Source organism: Angustibacter luteus, assembly GCF_039541115.1.
GTDB lineage: Bacteria > Actinomycetota > Actinomycetes > Actinomycetales > Angustibacteraceae > Angustibacter > Angustibacter luteus.
In genome coordinates, this window is the sequence record NZ_BAABFP010000007.1 from 170,896 (window position 1) to 189,573 (window position 18,678).

Below are 18,678 nucleotides of genomic sequence, written 5' to 3' on the forward strand. Positions count from 1 at the left end.
GAGGGACCGTCAGTTCGCGTGCAGGACGGCGTTGAGCTCGACGGTGGTCCCCGGGCGCGCGACCATCTCGACCCGGCCGGTGGTGGAGTTGCGGCGCAGCAGCATGTTCGCGCTGCCGGACAGCTCGCGCGCCTTCACGACGCGCCCGGCCAGCTCGCCGTCCACGATCGTCACCTTGGTGCCGGCCGTCACGTACAGGCCGGCCTCGACGACGCAGTCGTCTCCCAGGCTGATCCCGATGCCGGCGTTGGCGCCGATCAGGCACCGCTCACCGACCGACACGACGTCCTTGCCGCCGCCGGACAGGGTGCCCAGGATCGAGGCGCCACCGCCCACGTCGGACCCGTCCCCGACAACCACGCCGGCGACGATGCGGCCCTCGACCATCGAGGTGCCCAGGGTGCCGGCGTTGAAGTTCACGAAGCCCTCGTGCATCACGGTGGTGCCGCTGGCCAGGTGCGCGCCGAGGCGGACCCGGTCGGCGTCGGCGATCCGGACGCCGCTGGGCACCACGTAGTCGACCATCCGGGGGAACTTGTCGATGCCGTAGACGGTGACCCGGCCGTGCTGGGCCATCAGCCGCCGCCGGGTCGCCTCGAAGCCCTCGACGGCGCACGGCCCGGCATTGGTCCACACGACGTTGGTGAGCACGCCGAAGAGGCCGTCCAGGTTCTGGCCGTGCGGCTGGACGAGCCGGTGCGAGAGCAGGTGCAGGCGCAGGTAGGCGTCGGCGGGGTCGGCGGGGGCGGCGTCCAGGTCGATGACGGTGCGCACCACCGACGTCCGGACGCCACGCGCCGGGTCGATCCCGGCCAGCGCGGCCAGGTCGGCCGGGACGTCGTGCGGTCCGGCGTCCGGGGGAGCCTCGCCGAGCGCGGGGGCGGGGTACCAGACGTCCAGCACCTGACCGTCGTCCGAGGTGGTGGCGAGGCCGTAGGCCCAGGCGGCGCGGGGGTCGGTCATATGCACCAGGATACGGGGCCGACGATCACCAGCGGACCGGCCCGCTGGGCTCGGGACCGTCGCCCGGGGTGTCCTGCAGGTAGCCGAGCGTGGCGTGCGGCGGACGGCGCAGGGGCTCCAGGGCGAGGTCGGGCGGCGCGGGCGGCCCGCCCGGCTCGGACGGCGGAACCAGCACCCGGGACGGCGCCCAGACCTGGGTGGCCCAGCACAGGCCACCGAGCAGGACGGCGCCGCCGAACAGGAACGCGAACGCGTTGTTCGCGCTCGGCAGGCCGCCGCCGACGAACTGCCGCCCGAAGGCCAGCAGCCAGACGAAGGGCGGAGCGGTCAGTGCCAGCCGCCCCCGCCAGCCGAAGCTCGTCGGGGTCGCCGCGGTCCGGCTCGTCGCGTGCACGCGGTCCCAGTCGATGTCAGGCATGCCTGGGGTATCGACCGGCCGGGCTCGGCGGTTGAGCGGGCACTAGGGTCGATGCCCATGAGTGCGTCTGACATCCAGCTCGACCTGTCCCAGGACCCTGTCGACCTCACCCGCGCGCTGTGCGACATCGAGTCGGTGAGCGGCAACGAGGGCCCGATCGCGGACGCCGTCGAGGCGGCGCTGTCCCGGCTGCCCTGGCTCACGGTGACCCGGCACGGCGACTCGGTGGTCGCCCGCACCGAGCTGGGCCGCGACGAGCGGGTCGTGCTCGCGGGGCACCTGGACACGGTGCCGCTGGCCGCCGAGCCCAACCTGCCCACCTGGTACGAGGGCGACCTCCTCTACGGGCGCGGCACGTGCGACATGAAGGGCGGGGTCGCCGTCCAGCTGGCGCTGGCCGCCGCGGTCCCCGAGCCCAGCCGCGACCTGACGTTCGTGTTCTACGACGGCGAGGAGGTCGAGTCCGCGCGCAACGGCCTGGGCCGGATCTCCCGTGAGGCGCCGCACCTGCTGGCCGGGGACTTCGCGGTGCTGCTGGAGCCGACGTCCGGGCTGGTGGAGGGCGGCTGCAACGGCACCCTGCGGGTGGACGTGACCGTGCACGGCAAGGCGGCGCACTCGGCCCGGGCCTGGATGGGCCGCAACGCCATCCACGACGCCCAGGTGGTGCTGGGCCGGCTGGCGGCCTACGAGCCGCAGGAGGTCGAGGTCGAGGGGCTGGTCTTCCGCGAGAGCCTGAACGCGGTGCTGATCAACGGCGGCGTCGCCGGCAACGTGATCCCGGACCGCTGCGTGGTCTCGGTCAACTACCGGTTCGCGCCCAGCAAGAGCGTGCAGGACGCCGAGCACCACCTGCGCGAGCTGTTCACCGGGCTGGACGTCGTCCTGACCGACGCGGCGGGCGGGGCCCGGCCGGGCCTGGACCAGCCCATGGCCAAGGCGTTCGTGGACCTGATCGGCGTCCCGGCCGGGCCCAAGTACGGCTGGACGGACGTGGCCCGGTTCAGCGAGCTGGGGATCCCGGCCGTGAACTTCGGCCCGGGCGACCCGCTGAAGGCGCACGCGGACGACGAGTTCGTCCCGGTCCAGGAGATCCGGGACTGCCTGCGGGTGCTGACGGCCTGGCTGGCATAGCGTTCGGGGCATGACAACGAGTCAGCAGAGTCAGCCCGGCGAGGAGCCGGAACACCGCACCGGACCGGTGCGGCTGCGCGGGGACCTGGTCCCCGACAGCACCACCGACCAGCGGCTGCTGGACAGCCGCGGCCCGGCGGACTGGGTGCACACCGACCCGTGGCGGGTGCTGCGGATCCAGAGCGAGTTCGTCGAGGGGTTCGGGTCGCTGGCCGAGCTCGGCCGGGCGATCAGCGTCTTCGGCTCGGCCCGGGAGCAGCCCGGTTCGCCGACGTACGAGCTGGGCACCGAGGTCGGACGCCGGCTGGCCCAGGCCGGCTACGCGGTCATCACCGGCGGTGGCCCGGGGATCATGGAGGCGGTCAACAAGGGGGCCTGCGAGGGCGGCGGGGTCAGCGTGGGGCTGGGCATCGAGCTGCCGCACGAGCAGGGTCTGAACGACCACGTCGAGCTGGGCATCAACTTCCGCTACTTCTTCGCCCGCAAGACGATGTTCGTGAAGTACGCCGAGGGCTTCGTGGTGCTGCCGGGCGGGTTCGGCACGCTGGACGAGCTGTTCGAGGCGCTCACCCTGGTGCAGACCCGCAAGGTGACCCGGTTCCCGATCGTGCTGCTCGGCACCGAGTACTGGGGCGGGCTGCTCAGCTGGCTGCGCACCGCGGCCGAGGCGCACGGCACGATCAACGAGGCCGACCTGGCGCTGCTCACCCTCACGGACGACGTCGAGGAGGCCGTTCAGGTCATCCTGGACGCAGCCGCGAAGCCTGGACAGGCCGCCGCCGACGGGTGACCATGAGGGCATGACCGTCTCGCCGCTGCCGTCGAAGGGAAGCGTGCTGGTCGGGCGAGATGTCGCTGGGCGCACCCTGCGGGTCAGCTCGCACCCGCTGCAGGGGCGGGTGGTGCTGTCGATCTGGCAGGACTCGACCTGCGTGGCCACCGTCCGGCTGGACGAGCGGGACGTCCCGGACCTCGTGCGGACGCTCACCCAGAGCCTGCTGCCCGATGAGCGCGCAGCAGGTGCCGCCGAAGCCGGATGACCCGGCCGGACCCGGTCGAGACGGCCCGCGCCCTGGTGCTGCAGCGGTTCCCCGGTGCTCGCGCGGCCTGGCTCGGCGGCAGCATCGCCCGCGGGGACGCCACCGCGACGTCCGACCTCGACGTCACGGTGCTGCTCGCCGGTCCGCCGGCGCCCTTCCGGGAGTCGTTGGTGTCGCAGGGCTGGCCGGTCGAGCTGTTCGTGCACGACGAGGGTTCGCTGCGCCACTACTGCGAGAAGGACCAGGCCCGTCGCCAACCCACGATCCAGCGCCTGGTCGGTGAGTCGGTGGTGCTGCTGGACACGGACGGTGCGGGTGCCTTGCTGGCCGGCCGGCTGCTCGCGGAGGCGGCGGCGGGCCCCCGGCCGCTGACGGAGCCGGAGCTGGCCTCGGCGCGCTACACGATCAGCGACCAGCTGGACGACCTGGTCGGCGCGCTGGACGACGACGAGCGGCTGGCCGTCGCGGTCGCCCTGCACCGGTCCGTCGGTGACCTCGCACTGACCGGGCGGCGCCGGTGGACCGGCACGGGCAAGGGCCAGCTCCGCGAGCTGCGCCGCCTGGACGCCGACGAGGGCACGACGCTCGCCGGCGACCTCCCGGCGGCGGTGCGGGCGGCTGCGGTCGGCGAGGTCGCCCCGCTGGTGCGGCTGGCCGACGCGGTGCTGGAACCGCACGGGGGCCGGCTGTTCGACGGGCACCGGGTCGGTGGGGAGCCGGCGCCGGAGCGGTTGTCCACAGGCGATCAGCGCTGAACCGCCCTGCTGTCGGGCGTCCGTGGCACCATGCTCCCCGTGACCTTGCTACAGATCCTCGTGGTGCTGGCCGTCATCGGCGCGGTCGGTGCGGTCGCGGCCGGTGCGGTCCGCGGCGGCCTGTCCGAGCCGGAGTCGAGCATCCCCGACACGGGCCTGCCCGACGGCGCGCTGCGCCCCGGTGACGTGGCCGGCCTGCGCTTCTCGCTGGCCTTCCGGGGCTACCGGATGGACCAGGTGGACGACGCCCTGGACCGGCTCTCCGCCGAGCTCACGGAGCGAGACGCCGAGATCGCCCGCCTGCGCGACCAGTGACCGCCACCGGTCGCGGGACCGCCTCCTTCACCGTGCGTCGCGAGGTCGCCGCTCCGGCGGCGGCTGTCTGGGCCCTGGTCACCGACTGGCCCTCGCACGGGCGCTGGGTCGCCGGCACGAGGGTCCGGACGACGTCCGCTCGCCCGGACGGCGTGGGGGCCGCGTTCGTGGCCCGGACGGGCCTGGGGCCGGTGGGCTTCGACGACCCGATGACGGTGACCCGCTGGGAGCCGCCGACTGCGGACGCCGCCGGCCGCTGCGACGTCCGCAAGACGGGCCGGGTCGTGCTGGGCGAGGCGAGCTTCGTCGTCACGCCGCTGGGGGAGCGACGGTGCCGGCTGGACTGGACCGAGGACGTCGAGGTCGCCGGGATCCGGCGGCTGCCGCTGTCGGCCTGGGCCAGCCGGCAGGTGGGCGCGGCGATCTTCGCCGTGGTCGCGCGCCGGTTGGCCGCCGAGGTCGAGGCCGGGCAGCCGGGTCCAGCGTCCCCGGGACGCCAGCGATGACGGCCCTCGTGGTGGGGGAGGACGGCCTGGCCCGCTGCGCCTGGGCCGGCAGCACCCCGGACTACCTGGCGTACCACGACGACGAGTGGGGCCGGCCGGTGCACGGCGAGCGGGCGCTGTTCGAGCGGATCACGTTGGAGGCCTTCCAGTCCGGGCTGGCCTGGATCACCATCCTGCGCAAGCGTGAGGGCTTCCGGGCCGCGTTCGCCGGCTTCGACCCCGAGGTGGTCGCCGGCTTCGGCGAGGACGACGTCGCCCGGTTGATGGCGGACGCATCGATCGTGCGGAACCAGGCGAAGATCCGGGCAGCGCTGACCAACGCCCGCGCGGTGCTCGCGGTGCGCGACGAAGGCGGTCTGGACGAGCTGTTCTGGTCGTTCGCGCCGCCGCCGCGACCGCACCGGCTGGCGGCGGACGCGCACTTCCCGGCGGTCACCGACGAGTCCAAGGCGCTGGCGAAGACGTTGAAGCGCAAGGGTTTCGCGTTCGTCGGCCCGACCACGGCCTACGCCGCGATGCAGGCCTGCGGCCTCGTCGACGACCACATCGACGGCTGCCACGTGCCGGCCGGTGGGGCGTCCGGGTGAGCGTGACGACGACCGCACCGCCCGCTCCCGGGCTGGTCGCGCGACTGCGTGGTGTGCCGGACGTCGTGAAGCTGCTGCTGTTCTACGCCCTCACCCGGGTGTGGGCGGCCGTCTTCATCGACCGCGCCGCCGGCCACCAGCTGCCGAGCATCTGGACGGACGACAGGTCGAGCTACTTCGACATGGCCCAGCTGTGGGACGGGCAGTGGTACAAGATCATCGCCGAGCAGGGCTACCCGCCGAGCCTGCCGCTGGACCAGGCCGGCAACGTCCAGCAGAACCCGTGGGCGTTCTTCCCGGGGTTCCCGTTCACGGTGAAGCCGGTGATGGCCCTGACCGGCCTGCCGTTCTCGGTGGCGGCTGTCCTGGTGAACGTCGTGCTCGGCGCGTGCGCCGTGTACGTCGTGATGAAGGTGCTGCAGCGGGTCGCCGGGCGCCGGGTCGGGCTCTGGGGGGCGGCGCTGCTGTGCGCCGTGCCGAGTGCTCCCGCGCTGCAGATCGCGTACAGCGAGAGCCTGGCCCTGCTGCTGCTCGCGCTGGCCTGCTGGTGGCTCCTGCAACGCAGCTACGGCTTGTGCGCGCTGGCAGTGGTGGCCCTGGCGCTGACCCGGCCGATCGTGGCGCCGTTCGCGCTGGTCGTGCTCACCCACCTGGTGGTCCGCTGGCGGCACCGGCGCACCGACCCGTTCCCGACGTCCGAGCGGGCCCAGGTGGTCGGGCTGGGACTGCTCGCGGCCGGTGCCAGCCTGATCTGGCCGGTGCTGGTCGGCCTGGCGGTCGGGTCGTCCGATGCGTACGAGCGCACCCAGGGTGCCTGGCGCAGCGGCGGGGTCATCCAGCCGTTCCACCAGTCCATGGGCATCGTGCGGCTGCTGTGGGGAGACCGCGGGCCGTGGTACCTGGCGATCGGCGCGGTGGCCTACCTGGCGGTCCTGCTCTCGCCCTGGGGACGGCGGGTCGGCGCCGAGCTGGTCACCTGGTGCGTGGCCTACCCGTTCTACCTGCTGGCGGTCACGGAGCCGTGGACGAGCACGTTCCGCTACCTGCTGATGCTGTTCCCGCTGTGCGCCGTCCTGGCCGGGGCGCTGCGCTCGCGCTGGCTGGTGGCCGCCACCGCGGCGGTGGGCCTGCTGTGGCAGGTGCACTGGATCGACGACCTGCTGCTCTTCATGCCGCCGACGGACTACCCGCCGTGACCGGCGGCCAGGTCAGTGCCCGTGGAACGTCGGCGCCTGCTTGGCCACGAACGCCTCGACGGCCCCGTGGTGGTCCGCGCTGGCGCCGGTGAGGTCCATCAGGTCGGCCTCGTTCGCCAGCGAGTCGGCGAGGTCGTGGGACTGCGAGTACGCGATGGCCCGCCGGATGGACCCGTACGCCAGGGTCGGCCCGGCGGCCAGCTGGCGGGCCAGGTCCATGGTGGCCGCCTCGAGCTCGTCGTCGGGCAGCACGCGGGTGGCCAGGCCCAGCTCCAGGGCCTCCTGGGCCCGGACGGTGCGCGGGAACAGCAGCAGGTCCTTGGCCTTGGCCACGCCGACCAGCCGGGGCAGCCACCAGGACGCCCCGGAGTCGCAGGACAGCGCGATGGCGCTGAACGCGAGGTTGAAGCCGGCGCTCTCGGCCACCAGCCGCACGTCGGCGGCGAACGCGAAGGACGCGCCGGCCCCGGCCGCGACCCCGTTCACCGACGCCACGACCGGCTTGGCCATGGTCGCGATCAGGGTGGCGATCGGGTTGTAGTGCTCGCGCACGGTGCTGCCCAGGGCGAACGCCGCCTCGTCGCTGCCCCCGTCAGCGGCCCCCTCGGCAGCCCCCGCGGCCGCGGCCCGCAGGTCGGCCACGTGCTCGCGCAGGTCCTGCCCGGCGCTGAACGCCCGGCCGCTGCCGGTCAGCACCACGCAGCGCACCCCGTCGTCGTCCGCCGCGGTCTGCAAGGCGCACAGGAGGGCGACCTTGGTGGCGCGGTCCAGGGAGTTCATGGCCTCCGGGCGCTGCAGCCGGATCACGGCGACGGCGTCCTGCACCTGGTAGTCGACGGGTGCGTCCAGGGTCTGGCTCACGGTTCCTCCGGGCTCGATGACGGTGTGCTGCAGGCCAGTCTGCCCTCCCTCGGCGCGCGCCGGTGCACTGCCTCGAATGGGCGAACCACCGGGGTTGATTTCCCGCGGAAGCGAACTCGCGGGATACTAGGGACGACTACCCGCCGTGACGGCTGCCCGAACGAGGGCCAGCCCGGCGTCCGCGAACAGCGAAAGGGGTCGGCGAATGGCCGCCATGAAGCCCAGGACCGGGGACGGTCCGCTCGAGGTGACCAAGGAAGGGCGGGACATCGTCATGCGCATGCCACTCGATGGTGGTGGGCGCTTGGTGGTCGAGATGACCCCGGACGAGGCGAATGCCCTCGGCGACGCGCTCAAGGGCGCCGCAGGCTGACCACAGCTCCTGAACGTCATCGGGCCTTCCCCCACCCGGGGGAGGGCCCGATGCCTTTGCTGAGCAGGGCTATGGTTTCAGGCGTCCCCGTCGACCGCCCCGAGGAGTCCCGTGCGCGCACCCCGCATCCGCCCGATGTCGGGGCGCCTGGCCGAGGTGGTCGCCGCCGGCGGACCGGTGGACGTGCTGGCCCTGCCGGTGACCTCCGGGGACGGTGCGCAGCCGGGCGCCGGCACCCGTCAGGCTGCGGCGGCCCTGGGCATCGACCTGGTCGCCACGATCGCCCGGGAGCGGGTCCGGGGCAGCGCCGGTGAGGTCACCCGGGTGCCGTGGGCGCCGCCGGACGGCGAGCAGCCGGTGCAGCGGGTCGTGCTGGTCGGCGTCGACGACGGCCGGCCGGCCGCGGTCGCGCTGGCCGCCGCGGCGCTCGCCCGTGCGCACCGTGGGCAGGACCGGCTGGTCACCACGCTGGGCAGCGGCGGTGCGGCCGCCACCCGAGCGATGGTCGAGGGGTTCGTGCTCGGTTCCTACAGCCCGCCGCGTACCGGGATCGGGGAGGGCCCCCGCTCGCCGCTGCGCCGGGTGGACGTCGTGGGCCGGGTGAACGCTGCCGACGTGGACCGCGGCCTGGCGGTCGCCGAGGCCACCGTGCTGGCCCGCGACCTGGCGAACACCCCGGCATCGTTGAAGAGCCCCGCGTGGATGGCGGGTCGCGCCCGCCGCGCGGCCGCCGAGGTGGGGCTGACGTGCCACGTCCGCGACCACAAGCAGCTGCTCGCGGAGGGCTTCGGCGGCCTGCTCGCCGTCGGCGGCGGCGCGCACCGCCCGCCCCGCCTGGTCGAGCTCGCCTACACCCCGCCGGACGCCGACCGGGACACCCCGCACGTCGTGCTGGTCGGCAAGGGCATCACGTTCGACACCGGCGGCATCTCGCTCAAGCCGCGCGAGTCGATGATCACGATGAAGACGGACATGACGGGTGCCGGGGTGGTGCTGGCGGTGCTGCGGGCCTGCGGCCGGCTCGGCGTGCGGGTGCGGGTCACCGGCCTGCTCGCACTGGCCGAGAACACGCTCGGCGGGTCGGCGTACCGGCCCGGTGACGTCGTCCGGCAGTACGGCGGTCGCACGGTGGAGGTGCGCAACACCGACGCCGAGGGCCGGCTCGTGCTCGCCGACGCGCTCGCCTACGCCGACGCGACCCTGGCACCCGACGTCCTCGTCGACATCGCGACCCTCACGGGCGCCGCCACGATGGGCCTGGGCCGCGGCCACGCCGCGCTCTACACGGCGGACGACGCCCTGGCCGGCGGGCTGACCCAGGCCGGCGAGGCCGGGGCCGAGCGGCTCTGGCGGATGCCGCTGGCCGAGGACTACCGCGCCGCCATCGACTCGGACGTCGCGGACGTCTGCCAGATCGCGAGCGTCCCGGGGGTCGGCGCGGGCTCGATCGTGGCGGCGCTGTTCCTGCGCGAGTTCGTCGGCGACCGGCGGTGGGCGCACCTGGACATCGCCGGGCCGGGGCGCGGCGAGCGGGACTCGGGCGTCACGAACCGCGGCGGCACCGGTTTCGGTGCCCGACTGCTGCTGCGCTGGCTCGAGGGCCAGCGCTAGCCACTCAGGAGAGGTGGAGCACGTGTACGGACTGTCGGTGCGCTGGTCGCTGGGTCAGGCCCCGGACGGCGCGGGCGCGGCCCTGCGGGAGTACGTGACCGGGACGTCGCTGGCCCGGTTCAGCGCGATGGACGGCCTGCGCTTCAAGACGTGGCGGATGCGGGACGGCGAGTGGTTCGAGGGCACCTACGTCTGGGCCACGGCGGCCGAGCGGGACGCGTTCGCGGAGCAGTTCGGCGCCACCGGCGCGGACAACCCCGGCTCGCAGCTGATCGGCAGCGCGCCGTCCCTCATCGAGACGTTCGAGGTCGTCGCGGTCGCCGAGGGTCGGGCCGGCTTCGAGCCCGGCCCCGGGCCTGGCTAGATCAGCCCCGCAGGACGGCCGTGAGCAGCCCGTCGCCGGTGGGCAGCAGGGCCGACACGAGCCGCTCGTCGTCGCGCACCCGCTTGCCGAGCTCGCGGATCGCGGTGGTCGTCTCGTCGCGCTGCGCCGGGTCGGCGACCTTGTCGTGCCACAGGGCGTTGTCGAAGGCCACCACGCCGCCGGGGCGCAGCAGCCGCAGCGCCTGGTCGAGGTAGTCCTCGTACTCCGGCTTGGCCGCGTCGCACAGCACCAGGTCGTACACGCCGTCGGTGAGCCGGGGCAGGACGTCCAGGGCGCGGCCCGAGATCAGCCGCGTCCGGTTGCCGGCGATCCCGGCCTCGGTGAACGCCTCCTTGGCGGCGCGCTGGTGCTCGGGCTCGATGTCGATGGTGGTCAGCACGCCGTCGGACGGCATGCCGCGCAGCAGCCACAGCCCGGACACCCCCGCGCCGGTACCGATCTCGACGACGGACCGGGCGGACAGGGCCGCGGCCAGCACCCGCAGCGCGGCCCCCACCCCGGGGTGCACCGGGACGCAACCGAGCTCCTCGGCGCGCGCCCGGGCGCGCTCGAGCACGTCGTCCTCACGCACGAAGCTCTCCGTGTAGGCCCAGGTGGCGGGCTTCTGACCGCTGATGACGACCTCCAGGGAGCGGGACGGACGGGTGCGGGTCAGCCTAGTGCGGGGAACCAACGGCGTCTGCCGAGCGTCCTACCACTCGAGCGAACGTCGTGGTCGGCACGACCGCGGTTTGGGCGAAAGGGGCTGGACGAGAGATCATGGTGGGGACGATGCACGCCGTCCGGCCTGGAGGAGACGCCTTGAGCGACCCGCAGCCATGGACGCCGCCCTCGTGGGACCAGGTGGTGCGTGAGCACTCCGCCCGCGTCTACCGCCTCGCCTACCGGCTGACCGGCAACCAGCACGACGCCGAGGACCTCACGCAGGAGGTCTTCGTCCGGGTCTTCCGCAGCCTCTCGTCCTACACCCCCGGCACGTTCGAGGGCTGGCTGCACCGGATCACCACGAACCTGTTCCTGGACGGCGTGCGCCGCAAGAAGCGGGTCCGCTTCGACGCGCTCGCCGAGGACGCGCACGACAAGCTCCCGGGCCGCGAGCCCGACCCGTCCCGCGTCTACGACGACACCCACCTGGACGACGACGTGCAGGCCGCGCTCGACGCGCTCGCCCCGCAGTTCCGGGCCGCCGTCGTGCTCTGCGACATCGAGGGCCTGTCCTACGAGGAGGTCGCGGTCACCCTGGGCGTCAAGCTCGGCACGGTGCGCTCGCGGATCCACCGGGGCCGCTCCCAGCTGCGCGAGGCCCTGGCGCACCGCCGCCGTCCGGACGGCGCGATCGAAGGCATCGACGTGCGCAGCGTCGCACCGGCGCGGACCGCCGGTGGGGGGCTGTCATGAGCCACCGCCCCGCCCAGACGCCGTGCCTCGGCGCGCGCGTCTCCGCGCTCGCCGACGGCACCATGCGCGCCGACGTCCGCGACCGGGCGCTCGCGCACACGCTGGTCTGCCCGGACTGCCGGGACGCGCTGGACGTCGAGCGGCTGACGGTCGAGCGGCTGCGGTCGCTGACCTCGCCGGCGCCGTCCGCCGCGCTGATGGCCACCCTGTTCTCGCTCGGTGAGACCGGTGGGCCGGTGCCGCCGCGCCGCGGCTTCGGCCCGGGCATGCCGCGTCCTCTGCTGGTGTCCGTCGGGCCGGCCGGGCCACCCTCGATGGTCGCGCCGGTGCGTCCGGGTGGGAGCACCCACCCGGGCAACCGCGCCGCCGGACGCCGGGTCCGTCGTTCCGTCGTGGCCGTCGCGGCCGGTGCGCTGAGCGTGGGCGCGGTGACCGCGGGTGTGCTGACCGCCGCCGTCGGGGTCGCGCCCGCGGCGAACCGCACGCCGGTGGCGCAGCTCACGGTGCAGAGCACCTCCACCTCGGGGGCGGCGCGCCCGGCTGGCCTCGGCTCCGCGCGGCAGTCCGGGTTCCGGACGTCGACGTCACCGCTGTCGTCGTTCGCCAGCTCGTCGTTCGCCAGCTCGTCGTTCGCCAGCTCGTCGTTCGGCAGCCCGCTCAGCACGTCCGCGTTCAGCACGCTCGCCTTCCGTGCCACCGGTGCGAACGACCCGCTGCCGCCCGTGCACCGCCTGTCGCACTGACCCCCGGCGCCTCGGCCACCCGCCGCCGGACCGCCATCGGTGGGGTCGATTCGTCGCCGGGCCGCGAGGCAGGCGAGGATAGGGGAGGATCGACCGTGCACGAGGCCGCCGAGGGGGCGTCCTCGGACAGGAGGATGTCTCGATGAGCCAGGACCAGCCAGAGTCGGGCGACGCACCGCAGCCGCCCGTCCAGCCGGACTGGTGGAGCCCGTCGAGCCCCGCCCAGGACTCCACGCAGGACCCCACGCAGGACGCCGCTGCGGAGGCTGCCGCTGAGCCCTCGGCCAGCGAGTCGACCACGGCGTACGACAGCCCCGCCGCGCCCGCCGCGCCCGCCGCGCCCGCCGAGCCCGCCGCGCCTGAGCCGCTCGAACCTGCGCCCTTCGGCCCTGACCGCTTCGACGCTGACGAGCCCGTGACCGTGCCGTTGGCGTGGCGCAGCGGCGGGGACGGCCTGGGTCGCCCACCGCGCCGGCATGGCCTGCCCGGCGGACTGGTCGTGGCCATCACCGTCGTCGTCGCCCTGGTCGCTGCCCTGCTCGGCGGTGCGATCGGCGCGTGGACCGTGCAGCGGGACGGCGCGTCGCCCAACCGCTCGGTCTCGCTGCCGGCGCCCTCGCCGGGCACCACGACCCGGTCGGGCGCCAGTGTCGCCGGGGTGGCCCAGAAGGTGCTGCCGAGCGTGGTGTCGATCGAGGTGCGCGGCGCCGACGGCTCGGGCACCGGCTCGGGCTTCGTGATCCGGCCCGACGGCTACATCGTGACCAACAACCACGTCGTGGCGGGGGCCGGCGAGGGTGGGTCGATCACGGTCGTCTTCCCGGACGGTTCGCACGAGTCGGCCAAGGTCGTCGGCCGCGACAGCTCGTACGACCTGGCGGCGCTCAAGGTGTCCCGCAAGGGACTCCCGGCGCTCACCTTCGGCGACTCGAGCTCGGTCGTGGTGGGCGACGAGGTGATCGCCATCGGCGCCCCGCTGGGCCTGCAGGGCACCGTGACGACGGGCATCGTGAGCGCCCTGAACCGGCCGGTCTCGGCCGGTGAGGACGAGAACGACCCGGCGTTCATCAACGCCATCCAGACGGACGCCGCGATCAACCCGGGCAACTCCGGCGGGCCGCTGGTCGACATGGCCGGCAAGGTGATCGCGGTCAACTCGGCCATCGCCCGGGTGCCCGGCACGGGCGAGCTCGGCGCCCAGTCCGGCAACATCGGGCTCGGGTTCGCGATCCCCAGCCAGCAGGCCCGCCGCACCGTGCAGGAGCTGATCCAGACCGGCAAGGCCCAGCACCCGGTGATCGGCGTCCTGCTCGACCGCTCCTACACCGGTGAGGGCGTCCGGGTGGCGCCCGCCGACCAGGGCGGTCAGCCGCCGGTCACCCCGGGCGGCCCGGCCGACAAGGCCGGCATCAAGGCCGGCGACGTCATCACCCAGTTCAACGGACGCCCGATGAGCGACTCGGATGCCCTGGTTGTGGCGATCCGTGCCCAGGCGCCGGGTGACACCGTGCGGTTGACCGTCCGTTCGGGCGGCAAGGAACGTACTGTCTCCATGACGCTGCAGGCGTCCAGCGACTGACGTGGCGGAGGGTAGGGCTCGTGTTCGACATCAACGGCGGTGAGTTCCTCATCCTCATCGTGGTGGCGCTGGTCATCCTCGGGCCGGAGCGGCTGCCGCAGTACGCCGCGCAGCTCGGCAAGCTGGTCCGCGAGGCTCGCGGCTTCGCCAGCAAGGCGCGCGAGCAGGTGCGGGCCGAGATGGGCGACGAGTTCGACGACGTCGACTGGAAGGCCCTGGACCCGCGTCGCTACGACCCGCGCCGGATCGTCCGCGAGGCCCTGCTGGACGGCGACGACGACCCGTTGGGGCTGAGCGGCTGGACCAGCGACTCCGCACCGAACGTGCCGGCGAACATGCGCCCACCCCAGGGCGAGTCGGACGCGGCGGCGGCCGAGCCCGCGGAGTCGGACACCTCCGTCACCGGCACGACGCCGCGCAGCTACGACGTCGACGCGACCTGACCTGAGCGCTGGCCCGACCTCGCGTCCGGCTCAGCGGGACCGGATGAAGTGGTCCGGTGGGACGTCGGGCAGGCCGGGTACCGGCTGCTCCACCTCGGTCCACCCGTCCGGACCGAAGACCTCCTGCGCCACGTCGCGCCAGAAGCTCCCGGCAGACGTGTTGTCGTGCTGGAAGCCGATGGTCCACGGGCCGGGGTGCCGCTGGAGGACGTCGGTCGCCAGGTAGCGCCCGATGCCTGAGCGCCGGGTCACCGGAGAGACCCAGAACCCGACGACCGAGCGCTGCTCGCCCTGCAGGCCGTCGACCAGGGCGAACCCCACGGGCGCGTCCTCACCGGTCTTGGGGTGGGGGCGCCAGGCCAGGTACCCCACGGCGTCGGCCGAGGGGAATGCCGCGAGCGGCCCCGCCTGGTACCGACCGTCGGCGTACGGCAGGCCGTTCACGACGACGGCCAGGTCGTGCCGGAACAGCTGCCAGAGCCACCCGACGACGTCCCACTGGTCGTCCCTGACAGCGCGGACGACCACGCCGGCCGGAGCGTGCACGTCCGCCGCTCAGCGCCCGGCGGGCGTGAGCCCCAGGGAGCGCCCGGCCAGACCACGGGCCCGCCGGGACAACGTCTTGGCCACCCCGCGCAGCGCGACGGCGGCGGCCGAGTCGGGGTCCGACAGCACGACCGGCGTGCCGCTGTCGCCACCCTCGCGCAGGGCGACGTCGATCGGCACCTGGCCCAGCAGCGGCACCGGAGCGCCGACGGCGCGGGTCAGCGAGTCGGAGACGGCCTGGCCGCCGCCGGCCCCGAACAGCTCGATCCGCGAGCCGTCCGGCTGCTCGAGCCAGGACATGTTCTCGATGACGCCGACGACCTGCTGGTGCGTCTGCAGCGCGATGGCGCCGGCCCGCTCGGCGACCTCGGCGGCGGCCCGCTGCGGCGTGGTCACCACCAGGATCTCGGCGTTGGGGATGAGCTGGGCCACGGAGATGGCGATGTCCCCGGTGCCCGGCGGCAGGTCGAGCAGCAGCACGTCCAGGTCGCCCCAGAACACGTCGCCGAGGAACTGCTGCAGCGCGCGGTGCAGCATGGGCCCGCGCCACACCACGGGCTGGTTGCCGGGGACGAACATGCCGATCGAGATGACCTTCACGTCGTACGCCAGCGGCGGCAGGATCATGTCGTCGACCTGCGTCGGCTTCTGCGTGACCCCGAGCATGCGGGGCACCGAGAAGCCGTACACGTCCGCGTCCACGACCCCGACGCGCAACCCGTCGGCCGCCATCGCGGCGGCCAGGTTGACGGTGACCGACGACTTGCCGACGCCACCCTTGCCGGAGGCGACGGCGTACACCCGGGTCAGCGAGCCGGGCTGGGCGAACGGGATCTCGCGCTCCGCCTGGCCGCCGCGCAGCTGCTCGCGCAGCCCCTTGCGCTGCTCGTCGGACATCACGTCCAGCACGACCTTCACCTCGCGGACGCCGGGCAGCGGGCTGACCGCGGCCGTGACGTCCCGGGTGATGGTGTCCTTCAGCGGGCAGCCGGAGACGGTGAGGAAGATGCCGACGGTCACCAGGCCGTCGTCGGTCATGACGACGTCCCGCACCATCCCGAGCTCGGTGATGGGCTTCTTGATCTCCGGGTCGTCGACGCGCGCGAGCGCCTCGAGCACCTGGTCCTGCGTCGGCATGGCCATGCGTCGATCGTAAGCGGGCTGACCAGGGGCGATCGCGCCGGGTGGGGTCGCGCTGCCCTAGGCTGGGCGGGTGGATCCGGGGACCGCGCACGAGCAGAGCGCCGGGGGTGGAGCAGACGGCGGCGACGCTGGTCGGCCGAGCTCCCGGACGCACCAACCGCGTACGGCCGAGCTGGCCGCCTGGCGCTCGTTCCTGCGCGCGCACGCCTCGGTGGTGCGCCGGCTGGAGGCCGACCTGCTGCGGGTGCACGGCCTCTCGCTGGGCGTCTACGACGTCCTGGTGCAGCTGGTCGAGGCGCCTGACCGGCGGCTGCGGATGACCGACCTGGCCGACGCCGTGCTGCTGTCGCGCAGCGGGCTGACCCGCCTGGTGGACCGCATGGTGCGGGACGGCTACGTGCGCCGCGAGCCCGACCCGGGTGACGCGCGCGGCGTGTGGGCGGTGCTCACCCCGGCCGGGTTCGAGCGGCTGAAGACGGCGTCCGCGACCCACCTGGACGGCGTGGGCCGCTACGTGGTGGACCGGCTGGAGCCGGACGAGCTGGCGTCCTGGGGGACGGCCTGCTCGAAGATCGCCGGCGACGACCTGCCGGCGCCCCCCGCGCTGAGCTGACTCGGACCGACCGGCGTCACCCCGGGTAGGAGTCGTCCTCGGGTGGGACCGGGTAGACCTCGACGGGGTCGTTGGCGCGGCGGCGCTCGCGGTGCCCGCCCGGACCCTGCACCGCCGTGCGGCACCACGGGCAGACCCGCCACTCGGTCTCGAGCTGGCGTCCGCAGGTGGTGCAGCTGCAGTCCAGGGCGACGCCGCACCAGGGACAGGCGACCATGCCGTCCTCGACGCCGCGCTCGCAGGACGGGCAGCTCTTGCCCAGACCGGCGTCGGCGTGGGTGACCCGGACGGCCTCCTCGAAGGTGGTCTCGCCGCGCTTGGCCTTCTCCAGCGCCGCGCCGCGCAGCGTCATCATCCCGACGGCCTTGGCCTGCGCGCCGACGGCGGACTCGGTGGCCGAGGTCATGAGGACCTTGCGCATGGCGTTGTCGACCTCGAGCACCTCGTAGACGGCGGTCCGCCCGCGGTAGCCGGTGCCGCCGCAGTCGGGGCAGCCGACGCCCATCAGCGGGGTCGCGTCGAGGATGTCCTCGATGGTCAGGCCCAGCAGGGCCAGCGTGCCGTCGTCCGGGATGTAGCCCTCGGCGCACGAGTCGCACGGCTTGCGGACGAGCCGCTGGGCGACGGCCGCGGTCAGCGAGGACGCGACCAGGAACGGCTCGACGCCCATGTCGACGAGTCGGGTCAGGGCGGACACGGCCGAGTTCGTGTGCAGCGTGGTGAGCACGAGGTGACCGGTGAGCGAGGCCTTCAGGGCCAGCTCGGCGGTCAGTGCGTCCCGCACCTCACCGACCAGCACGATGTCGGGGTCCTGGCGCAGGATCGAGCGCAGGCCGGCGTCGAACGTCATGCCCGACTTCAGGTTCACCTGCACCTGGGTGATACCCGGCAGCTGCACCTCGATGGGGTCCTCGAGCGTGACGATGTTCTTGTCCGGCGTCATCGTCTGGTGGATGGCGGCGTACAGGGTGTTCGTCTTGCCGGACCCGGTGGGCCCGGTGATCAGCACGAGGCCCTGGGGCACGGCCAGCGCGGCGAGGAACGTCTCGAGCTGGTCCGGCTCGAAGCCGAGCGTGGACAGCGACGGCACGTTGTCGGCGCGGGTGAGCAGCCGGACGACGATCTTCTCGCCGTGCAGCGAGGGCAGCGTGCTGACCCGGGTGTCGATGGCCTGGCCGTCCACGATGATCCGGCTGCGGCCGTCCTGCGGGACGCGCCGCTCGGCGATGTCCAGGCCGGACATGATCTTGACCCGGCTGACCACGGACGGGCCGAGGCGCTTGGGCGCGGTCATCACGTCGCGCAGCAGGCCGTCGACGCGGTACCGGATGCGCAGGCCGTCCCGCTGGTTCTCGATGTGGATGTCGGAGGCGCGCAGGCGCGCGGCGTCCGCCAGCACCTGGTTGACCAGCTTGACGATGGGCGCGTCGTCCACGCCGCCGCCGACGCCCTGCAGGTCCTCGGGGTTGGCGCCCTCGTCCATGTCCTCGGCGATCATGGTCACGCCGGCGTCGTCGGCGGCCAGCGACCAGGCCCGGGCCAGGTGGTCCTTGATCTGGGTGGCGGGTGCGACGACGACGTACAGCTCGCTCGCCCGGGTGTACATCCGGACGTCGTCGAGGGCGAGCACGTTGGTGGGGTCCGAGGTGGCGACGATCAGGCCGCCGTCCGGGTGCCGGTCCAGGCAGAGGACGCCGGTGCGGTCGGCGACGACGCGCGGCAGCATGCGCACGACGTCCGGCGCCGGGACGATCTTGGACAGGTCCGCGGACTCCAGCCCGAGGTGGGTGGCGAGCGACTCGGCAACCTCGCGCTCGGTGGCGTAGCCGAGGTCGGCGACGACCTGGCCGAGCCGGCGGCGGGGTCCCTCGGAGGAGGCCTGGGCCTGCAGGGCGTGCTCGAGCTGGGCCGTGGTGAGCAGCTGCTCGTCGATCAGCACCTCACCGAGGCGGCGGCGCCGGGTGGTGCCGGTCTCGCTGCCGTCCAGCGGGCGCGCCTGCAGCAGTGCGGCGTTGCCCCCTTGAGCGGGCAGGTTGACGGCAGGCGTAGGCGCGGACATGGTCCCTCTA

At 74.0% G+C, this 18,678-nt stretch carries 23 protein-coding genes; 16 read left to right on the forward strand and 7 right to left on the reverse strand.

All coding sequences use genetic code 11. The features are described from left to right. Nucleotides 1–9: 9 nt before the first annotated feature. Nucleotides 10–963, reverse strand: a complete 954-nt coding sequence (gene dapD, locus ABEB17_RS14805) for a 2,3,4,5-tetrahydropyridine-2,6-dicarboxylate N-succinyltransferase (RefSeq protein ID WP_345717504.1) — start codon at nt 961–963, stop codon at nt 10–12. 25 nt (nt 964–988) lie between these two features. After that, nucleotides 989–1,381, reverse strand: a complete 393-nt coding sequence (locus ABEB17_RS14810) for a hypothetical protein (RefSeq protein ID WP_345717505.1) — start codon at nt 1,379–1,381, stop codon at nt 989–991. Nucleotides 1,382–1,432: 51 nt separating this feature from the next. On the opposite strand from ABEB17_RS14810, the gene dapE reads away from it, so the two are divergent. The 8 genes from dapE to ABEB17_RS14850 are packed head-to-tail and all read left to right on the forward strand — an operon-like array spanning nt 1,433 to nt 6,914. Next, nucleotides 1,433–2,515, forward strand: coding sequence for a succinyl-diaminopimelate desuccinylase (dapE, locus tag ABEB17_RS14815; RefSeq protein ID WP_345717506.1), 1,083 nt, complete (start codon nt 1,433–1,435; stop codon nt 2,513–2,515). Nucleotides 2,516–2,525: 10 nt separating this feature from the next. After that, nucleotides 2,526–3,305 (forward strand): LOG family protein, encoded by a 780-nt coding sequence (locus ABEB17_RS14820; RefSeq protein WP_345717507.1) that lies wholly within the window; start codon nt 2,526–2,528, stop codon nt 3,303–3,305. Between the two features lie 10 nt (nt 3,306–3,315). Beyond that, on the forward strand, nt 3,316–3,555 hold the full coding sequence (locus tag ABEB17_RS14825) for a hypothetical protein (RefSeq protein ID WP_345717508.1): 240 nt from the start codon (nt 3,316–3,318) through the stop codon (nt 3,553–3,555). Then, a complete protein-coding gene (locus ABEB17_RS14830; RefSeq protein WP_345717509.1) occupies nt 3,552–4,310 on the forward strand; it encodes a nucleotidyltransferase domain-containing protein in 759 nt (252 codons plus the stop codon). Before ABEB17_RS14825 ends, ABEB17_RS14830 begins: the two co-directional genes overlap by 4 nt. Before the next feature lie 39 nt (nt 4,311–4,349). After that, nucleotides 4,350–4,625 (forward strand): DivIVA domain-containing protein, encoded by a 276-nt coding sequence (locus tag ABEB17_RS14835; protein WP_345717510.1) that lies wholly within the window; start codon nt 4,350–4,352, stop codon nt 4,623–4,625. Continuing rightward, nucleotides 4,622–5,131 (forward strand): SRPBCC family protein, encoded by a 510-nt coding sequence (locus ABEB17_RS14840; protein WP_345717511.1) that lies wholly within the window; start codon nt 4,622–4,624, stop codon nt 5,129–5,131. The genes ABEB17_RS14835 and ABEB17_RS14840 overlap by 4 nt, the downstream gene beginning before the upstream one ends. After that, the gene (locus ABEB17_RS14845; RefSeq protein ID WP_345717512.1) at nt 5,128–5,718 is read left to right on the forward strand and encodes a DNA-3-methyladenine glycosylase I; all 591 of its coding nucleotides are present in this window, start codon (nt 5,128–5,130) and stop codon (nt 5,716–5,718) included. The genes ABEB17_RS14840 and ABEB17_RS14845 overlap by 4 nt, the downstream gene beginning before the upstream one ends. Beyond that, entirely contained in the window at nt 5,715–6,914 is a 1,200-nt protein-coding gene (locus ABEB17_RS14850; protein ID WP_345717513.1) for a hypothetical protein, read from the forward strand. The genes ABEB17_RS14845 and ABEB17_RS14850 overlap by 4 nt, the downstream gene beginning before the upstream one ends. Before the next feature lie 12 nt (nt 6,915–6,926). Here ABEB17_RS14850 and ABEB17_RS14855 read toward each other — a convergent pair whose 3' ends face one another. Further along, nucleotides 6,927–7,763, reverse strand: coding sequence for an enoyl-CoA hydratase-related protein (locus tag ABEB17_RS14855; protein ID WP_378227159.1), 837 nt, complete (start codon nt 7,761–7,763; stop codon nt 6,927–6,929). A 217-nt stretch (nt 7,764–7,980) separates the two neighbouring features. Between ABEB17_RS14855 and ABEB17_RS14860 the strand changes: the two genes are divergently transcribed. The 3 genes from ABEB17_RS14860 (at nt 7,981) to ABEB17_RS14870 (ending at nt 10,123) form a co-directional block, all read left to right on the forward strand. Then, entirely contained in the window at nt 7,981–8,148 is a 168-nt protein-coding gene (locus ABEB17_RS14860) for a DUF3117 domain-containing protein (protein WP_345717515.1), read from the forward strand. Between the two features lie 111 nt (nt 8,149–8,259). After that, nucleotides 8,260–9,759: a leucyl aminopeptidase family protein gene (locus ABEB17_RS14865; protein WP_345717516.1), complete on the forward strand. Its 1,500-nt coding sequence runs from the start codon at nt 8,260–8,262 to the stop codon at nt 9,757–9,759. A gap of 22 nt (nt 9,760–9,781) precedes the next feature. Beyond that, nucleotides 9,782–10,123 carry a hypothetical protein gene (locus tag ABEB17_RS14870; protein ID WP_345717517.1) on the forward strand — a complete coding sequence of 114 codons (342 nt, stop codon included), beginning with the start codon at nt 9,782–9,784 and terminating at the stop codon, nt 10,121–10,123. Nucleotide 10,124: 1 nt separating this feature from the next. On the opposite strand, the gene ABEB17_RS14875 is transcribed toward ABEB17_RS14870, so the two are convergent. Beyond that, a complete protein-coding gene (locus ABEB17_RS14875) occupies nt 10,125–10,760 on the reverse strand; it encodes an O-methyltransferase (protein ID WP_345717938.1) in 636 nt (211 codons plus the stop codon). 143 nt (nt 10,761–10,903) lie between these two features. Here ABEB17_RS14875 and sigE point away from each other — a divergent pair, with 143 nt between their 5' ends. The 4 genes from sigE to ABEB17_RS14895 all read left to right on the forward strand — a co-directional run bounded on the left by sigE (nt 10,904) and on the right by ABEB17_RS14895 (nt 14,307). Next, nucleotides 10,904–11,542, forward strand: a complete 639-nt coding sequence (gene sigE / locus ABEB17_RS14880; protein ID WP_378227130.1) for an RNA polymerase sigma factor SigE — start codon at nt 10,904–10,906, stop codon at nt 11,540–11,542. Continuing rightward, complete coding sequence (locus ABEB17_RS14885) at nt 11,539–12,285, forward strand: hypothetical protein (protein ID WP_345717519.1); 747 nt, start codon at nt 11,539–11,541, stop codon at nt 12,283–12,285. Before sigE ends, ABEB17_RS14885 begins: the two co-directional genes overlap by 4 nt. A gap of 142 nt (nt 12,286–12,427) precedes the next feature. After that, nucleotides 12,428–13,864, forward strand: coding sequence for a S1C family serine protease (locus tag ABEB17_RS14890; protein ID WP_345717520.1), 1,437 nt, complete (start codon nt 12,428–12,430; stop codon nt 13,862–13,864). 20 nt (nt 13,865–13,884) lie between these two features. Then, a complete protein-coding gene (locus ABEB17_RS14895; protein ID WP_345717521.1) occupies nt 13,885–14,307 on the forward strand; it encodes a twin-arginine translocase TatA/TatE family subunit in 423 nt (140 codons plus the stop codon). Nucleotides 14,308–14,337: 30 nt separating this feature from the next. Here ABEB17_RS14895 and ABEB17_RS14900 read toward each other — a convergent pair whose 3' ends face one another. Next, entirely contained in the window at nt 14,338–14,853 is a 516-nt protein-coding gene (locus ABEB17_RS14900) for a GNAT family N-acetyltransferase (RefSeq protein ID WP_345717522.1), read from the reverse strand. 9 nt (nt 14,854–14,862) lie between these two features. Next, nucleotides 14,863–15,996, reverse strand: a complete 1,134-nt coding sequence (locus ABEB17_RS14905; RefSeq protein ID WP_345717523.1) for an Mrp/NBP35 family ATP-binding protein — start codon at nt 15,994–15,996, stop codon at nt 14,863–14,865. A 70-nt stretch (nt 15,997–16,066) separates the two neighbouring features. Here ABEB17_RS14905 and ABEB17_RS14910 point away from each other — a divergent pair, with 70 nt between their 5' ends. Beyond that, entirely contained in the window at nt 16,067–16,609 is a 543-nt protein-coding gene (locus tag ABEB17_RS14910) for a MarR family winged helix-turn-helix transcriptional regulator (RefSeq protein WP_345717524.1), read from the forward strand. Between the two features lie 16 nt (nt 16,610–16,625). Here the strand turns inward: ABEB17_RS14910 and ABEB17_RS14915 are convergent, their stop codons facing one another. Continuing rightward, nucleotides 16,626–18,668 (reverse strand): ATPase, T2SS/T4P/T4SS family, encoded by a 2,043-nt coding sequence (locus tag ABEB17_RS14915; RefSeq protein ID WP_345717525.1) that lies wholly within the window; start codon nt 18,666–18,668, stop codon nt 16,626–16,628. Nucleotides 18,669–18,678: the final 10 nt, after the last annotated feature.

Bases quoted from the DNA above. Each gene is read 5' to 3' on its own strand.
- sigE (WP_378227130.1), top strand. From the start codon at position 10,904: ATGGTGGGGACGATGCACGCCGTCCGGCCTGGAGGAGACGCCTTGAGC.
- ABEB17_RS14810 (WP_345717505.1), bottom strand. From the start codon at position 1,381: ATGCCTGACATCGACTGGGACCGCGTGCACGCGACGAGCCGGACCGCG.
- ABEB17_RS14825 (WP_345717508.1), top strand. From the start codon at position 3,316: ATGACCGTCTCGCCGCTGCCGTCGAAGGGAAGCGTGCTGGTCGGGCGA.
- ABEB17_RS14820 (WP_345717507.1), top strand. From the start codon at position 2,526: ATGACAACGAGTCAGCAGAGTCAGCCCGGCGAGGAGCCGGAACACCGC.
- ABEB17_RS14885 (WP_345717519.1), top strand. From the start codon at position 11,539: ATGAGCCACCGCCCCGCCCAGACGCCGTGCCTCGGCGCGCGCGTCTCC.
- ABEB17_RS14915 (WP_345717525.1), bottom strand. From the start codon at position 18,668: ATGTCCGCGCCTACGCCTGCCGTCAACCTGCCCGCTCAAGGGGGCAAC.
- ABEB17_RS14890 (WP_345717520.1), top strand. From the start codon at position 12,428: ATGAGCCAGGACCAGCCAGAGTCGGGCGACGCACCGCAGCCGCCCGTC.
- dapD (WP_345717504.1), bottom strand. From the start codon at position 963: ATGACCGACCCCCGCGCCGCCTGGGCCTACGGCCTCGCCACCACCTCG.
- ABEB17_RS14830 (WP_345717509.1), top strand. From the start codon at position 3,552: ATGACCCGGCCGGACCCGGTCGAGACGGCCCGCGCCCTGGTGCTGCAG.
- ABEB17_RS14845 (WP_345717512.1), top strand. From the start codon at position 5,128: ATGACGGCCCTCGTGGTGGGGGAGGACGGCCTGGCCCGCTGCGCCTGG.
- ABEB17_RS14860 (WP_345717515.1), top strand. From the start codon at position 7,981: ATGGCCGCCATGAAGCCCAGGACCGGGGACGGTCCGCTCGAGGTGACC.
- ABEB17_RS14905 (WP_345717523.1), bottom strand. From the start codon at position 15,996: ATGGCCATGCCGACGCAGGACCAGGTGCTCGAGGCGCTCGCGCGCGTC.
- dapE (WP_345717506.1), top strand. From the start codon at position 1,433: ATGCCCATGAGTGCGTCTGACATCCAGCTCGACCTGTCCCAGGACCCT.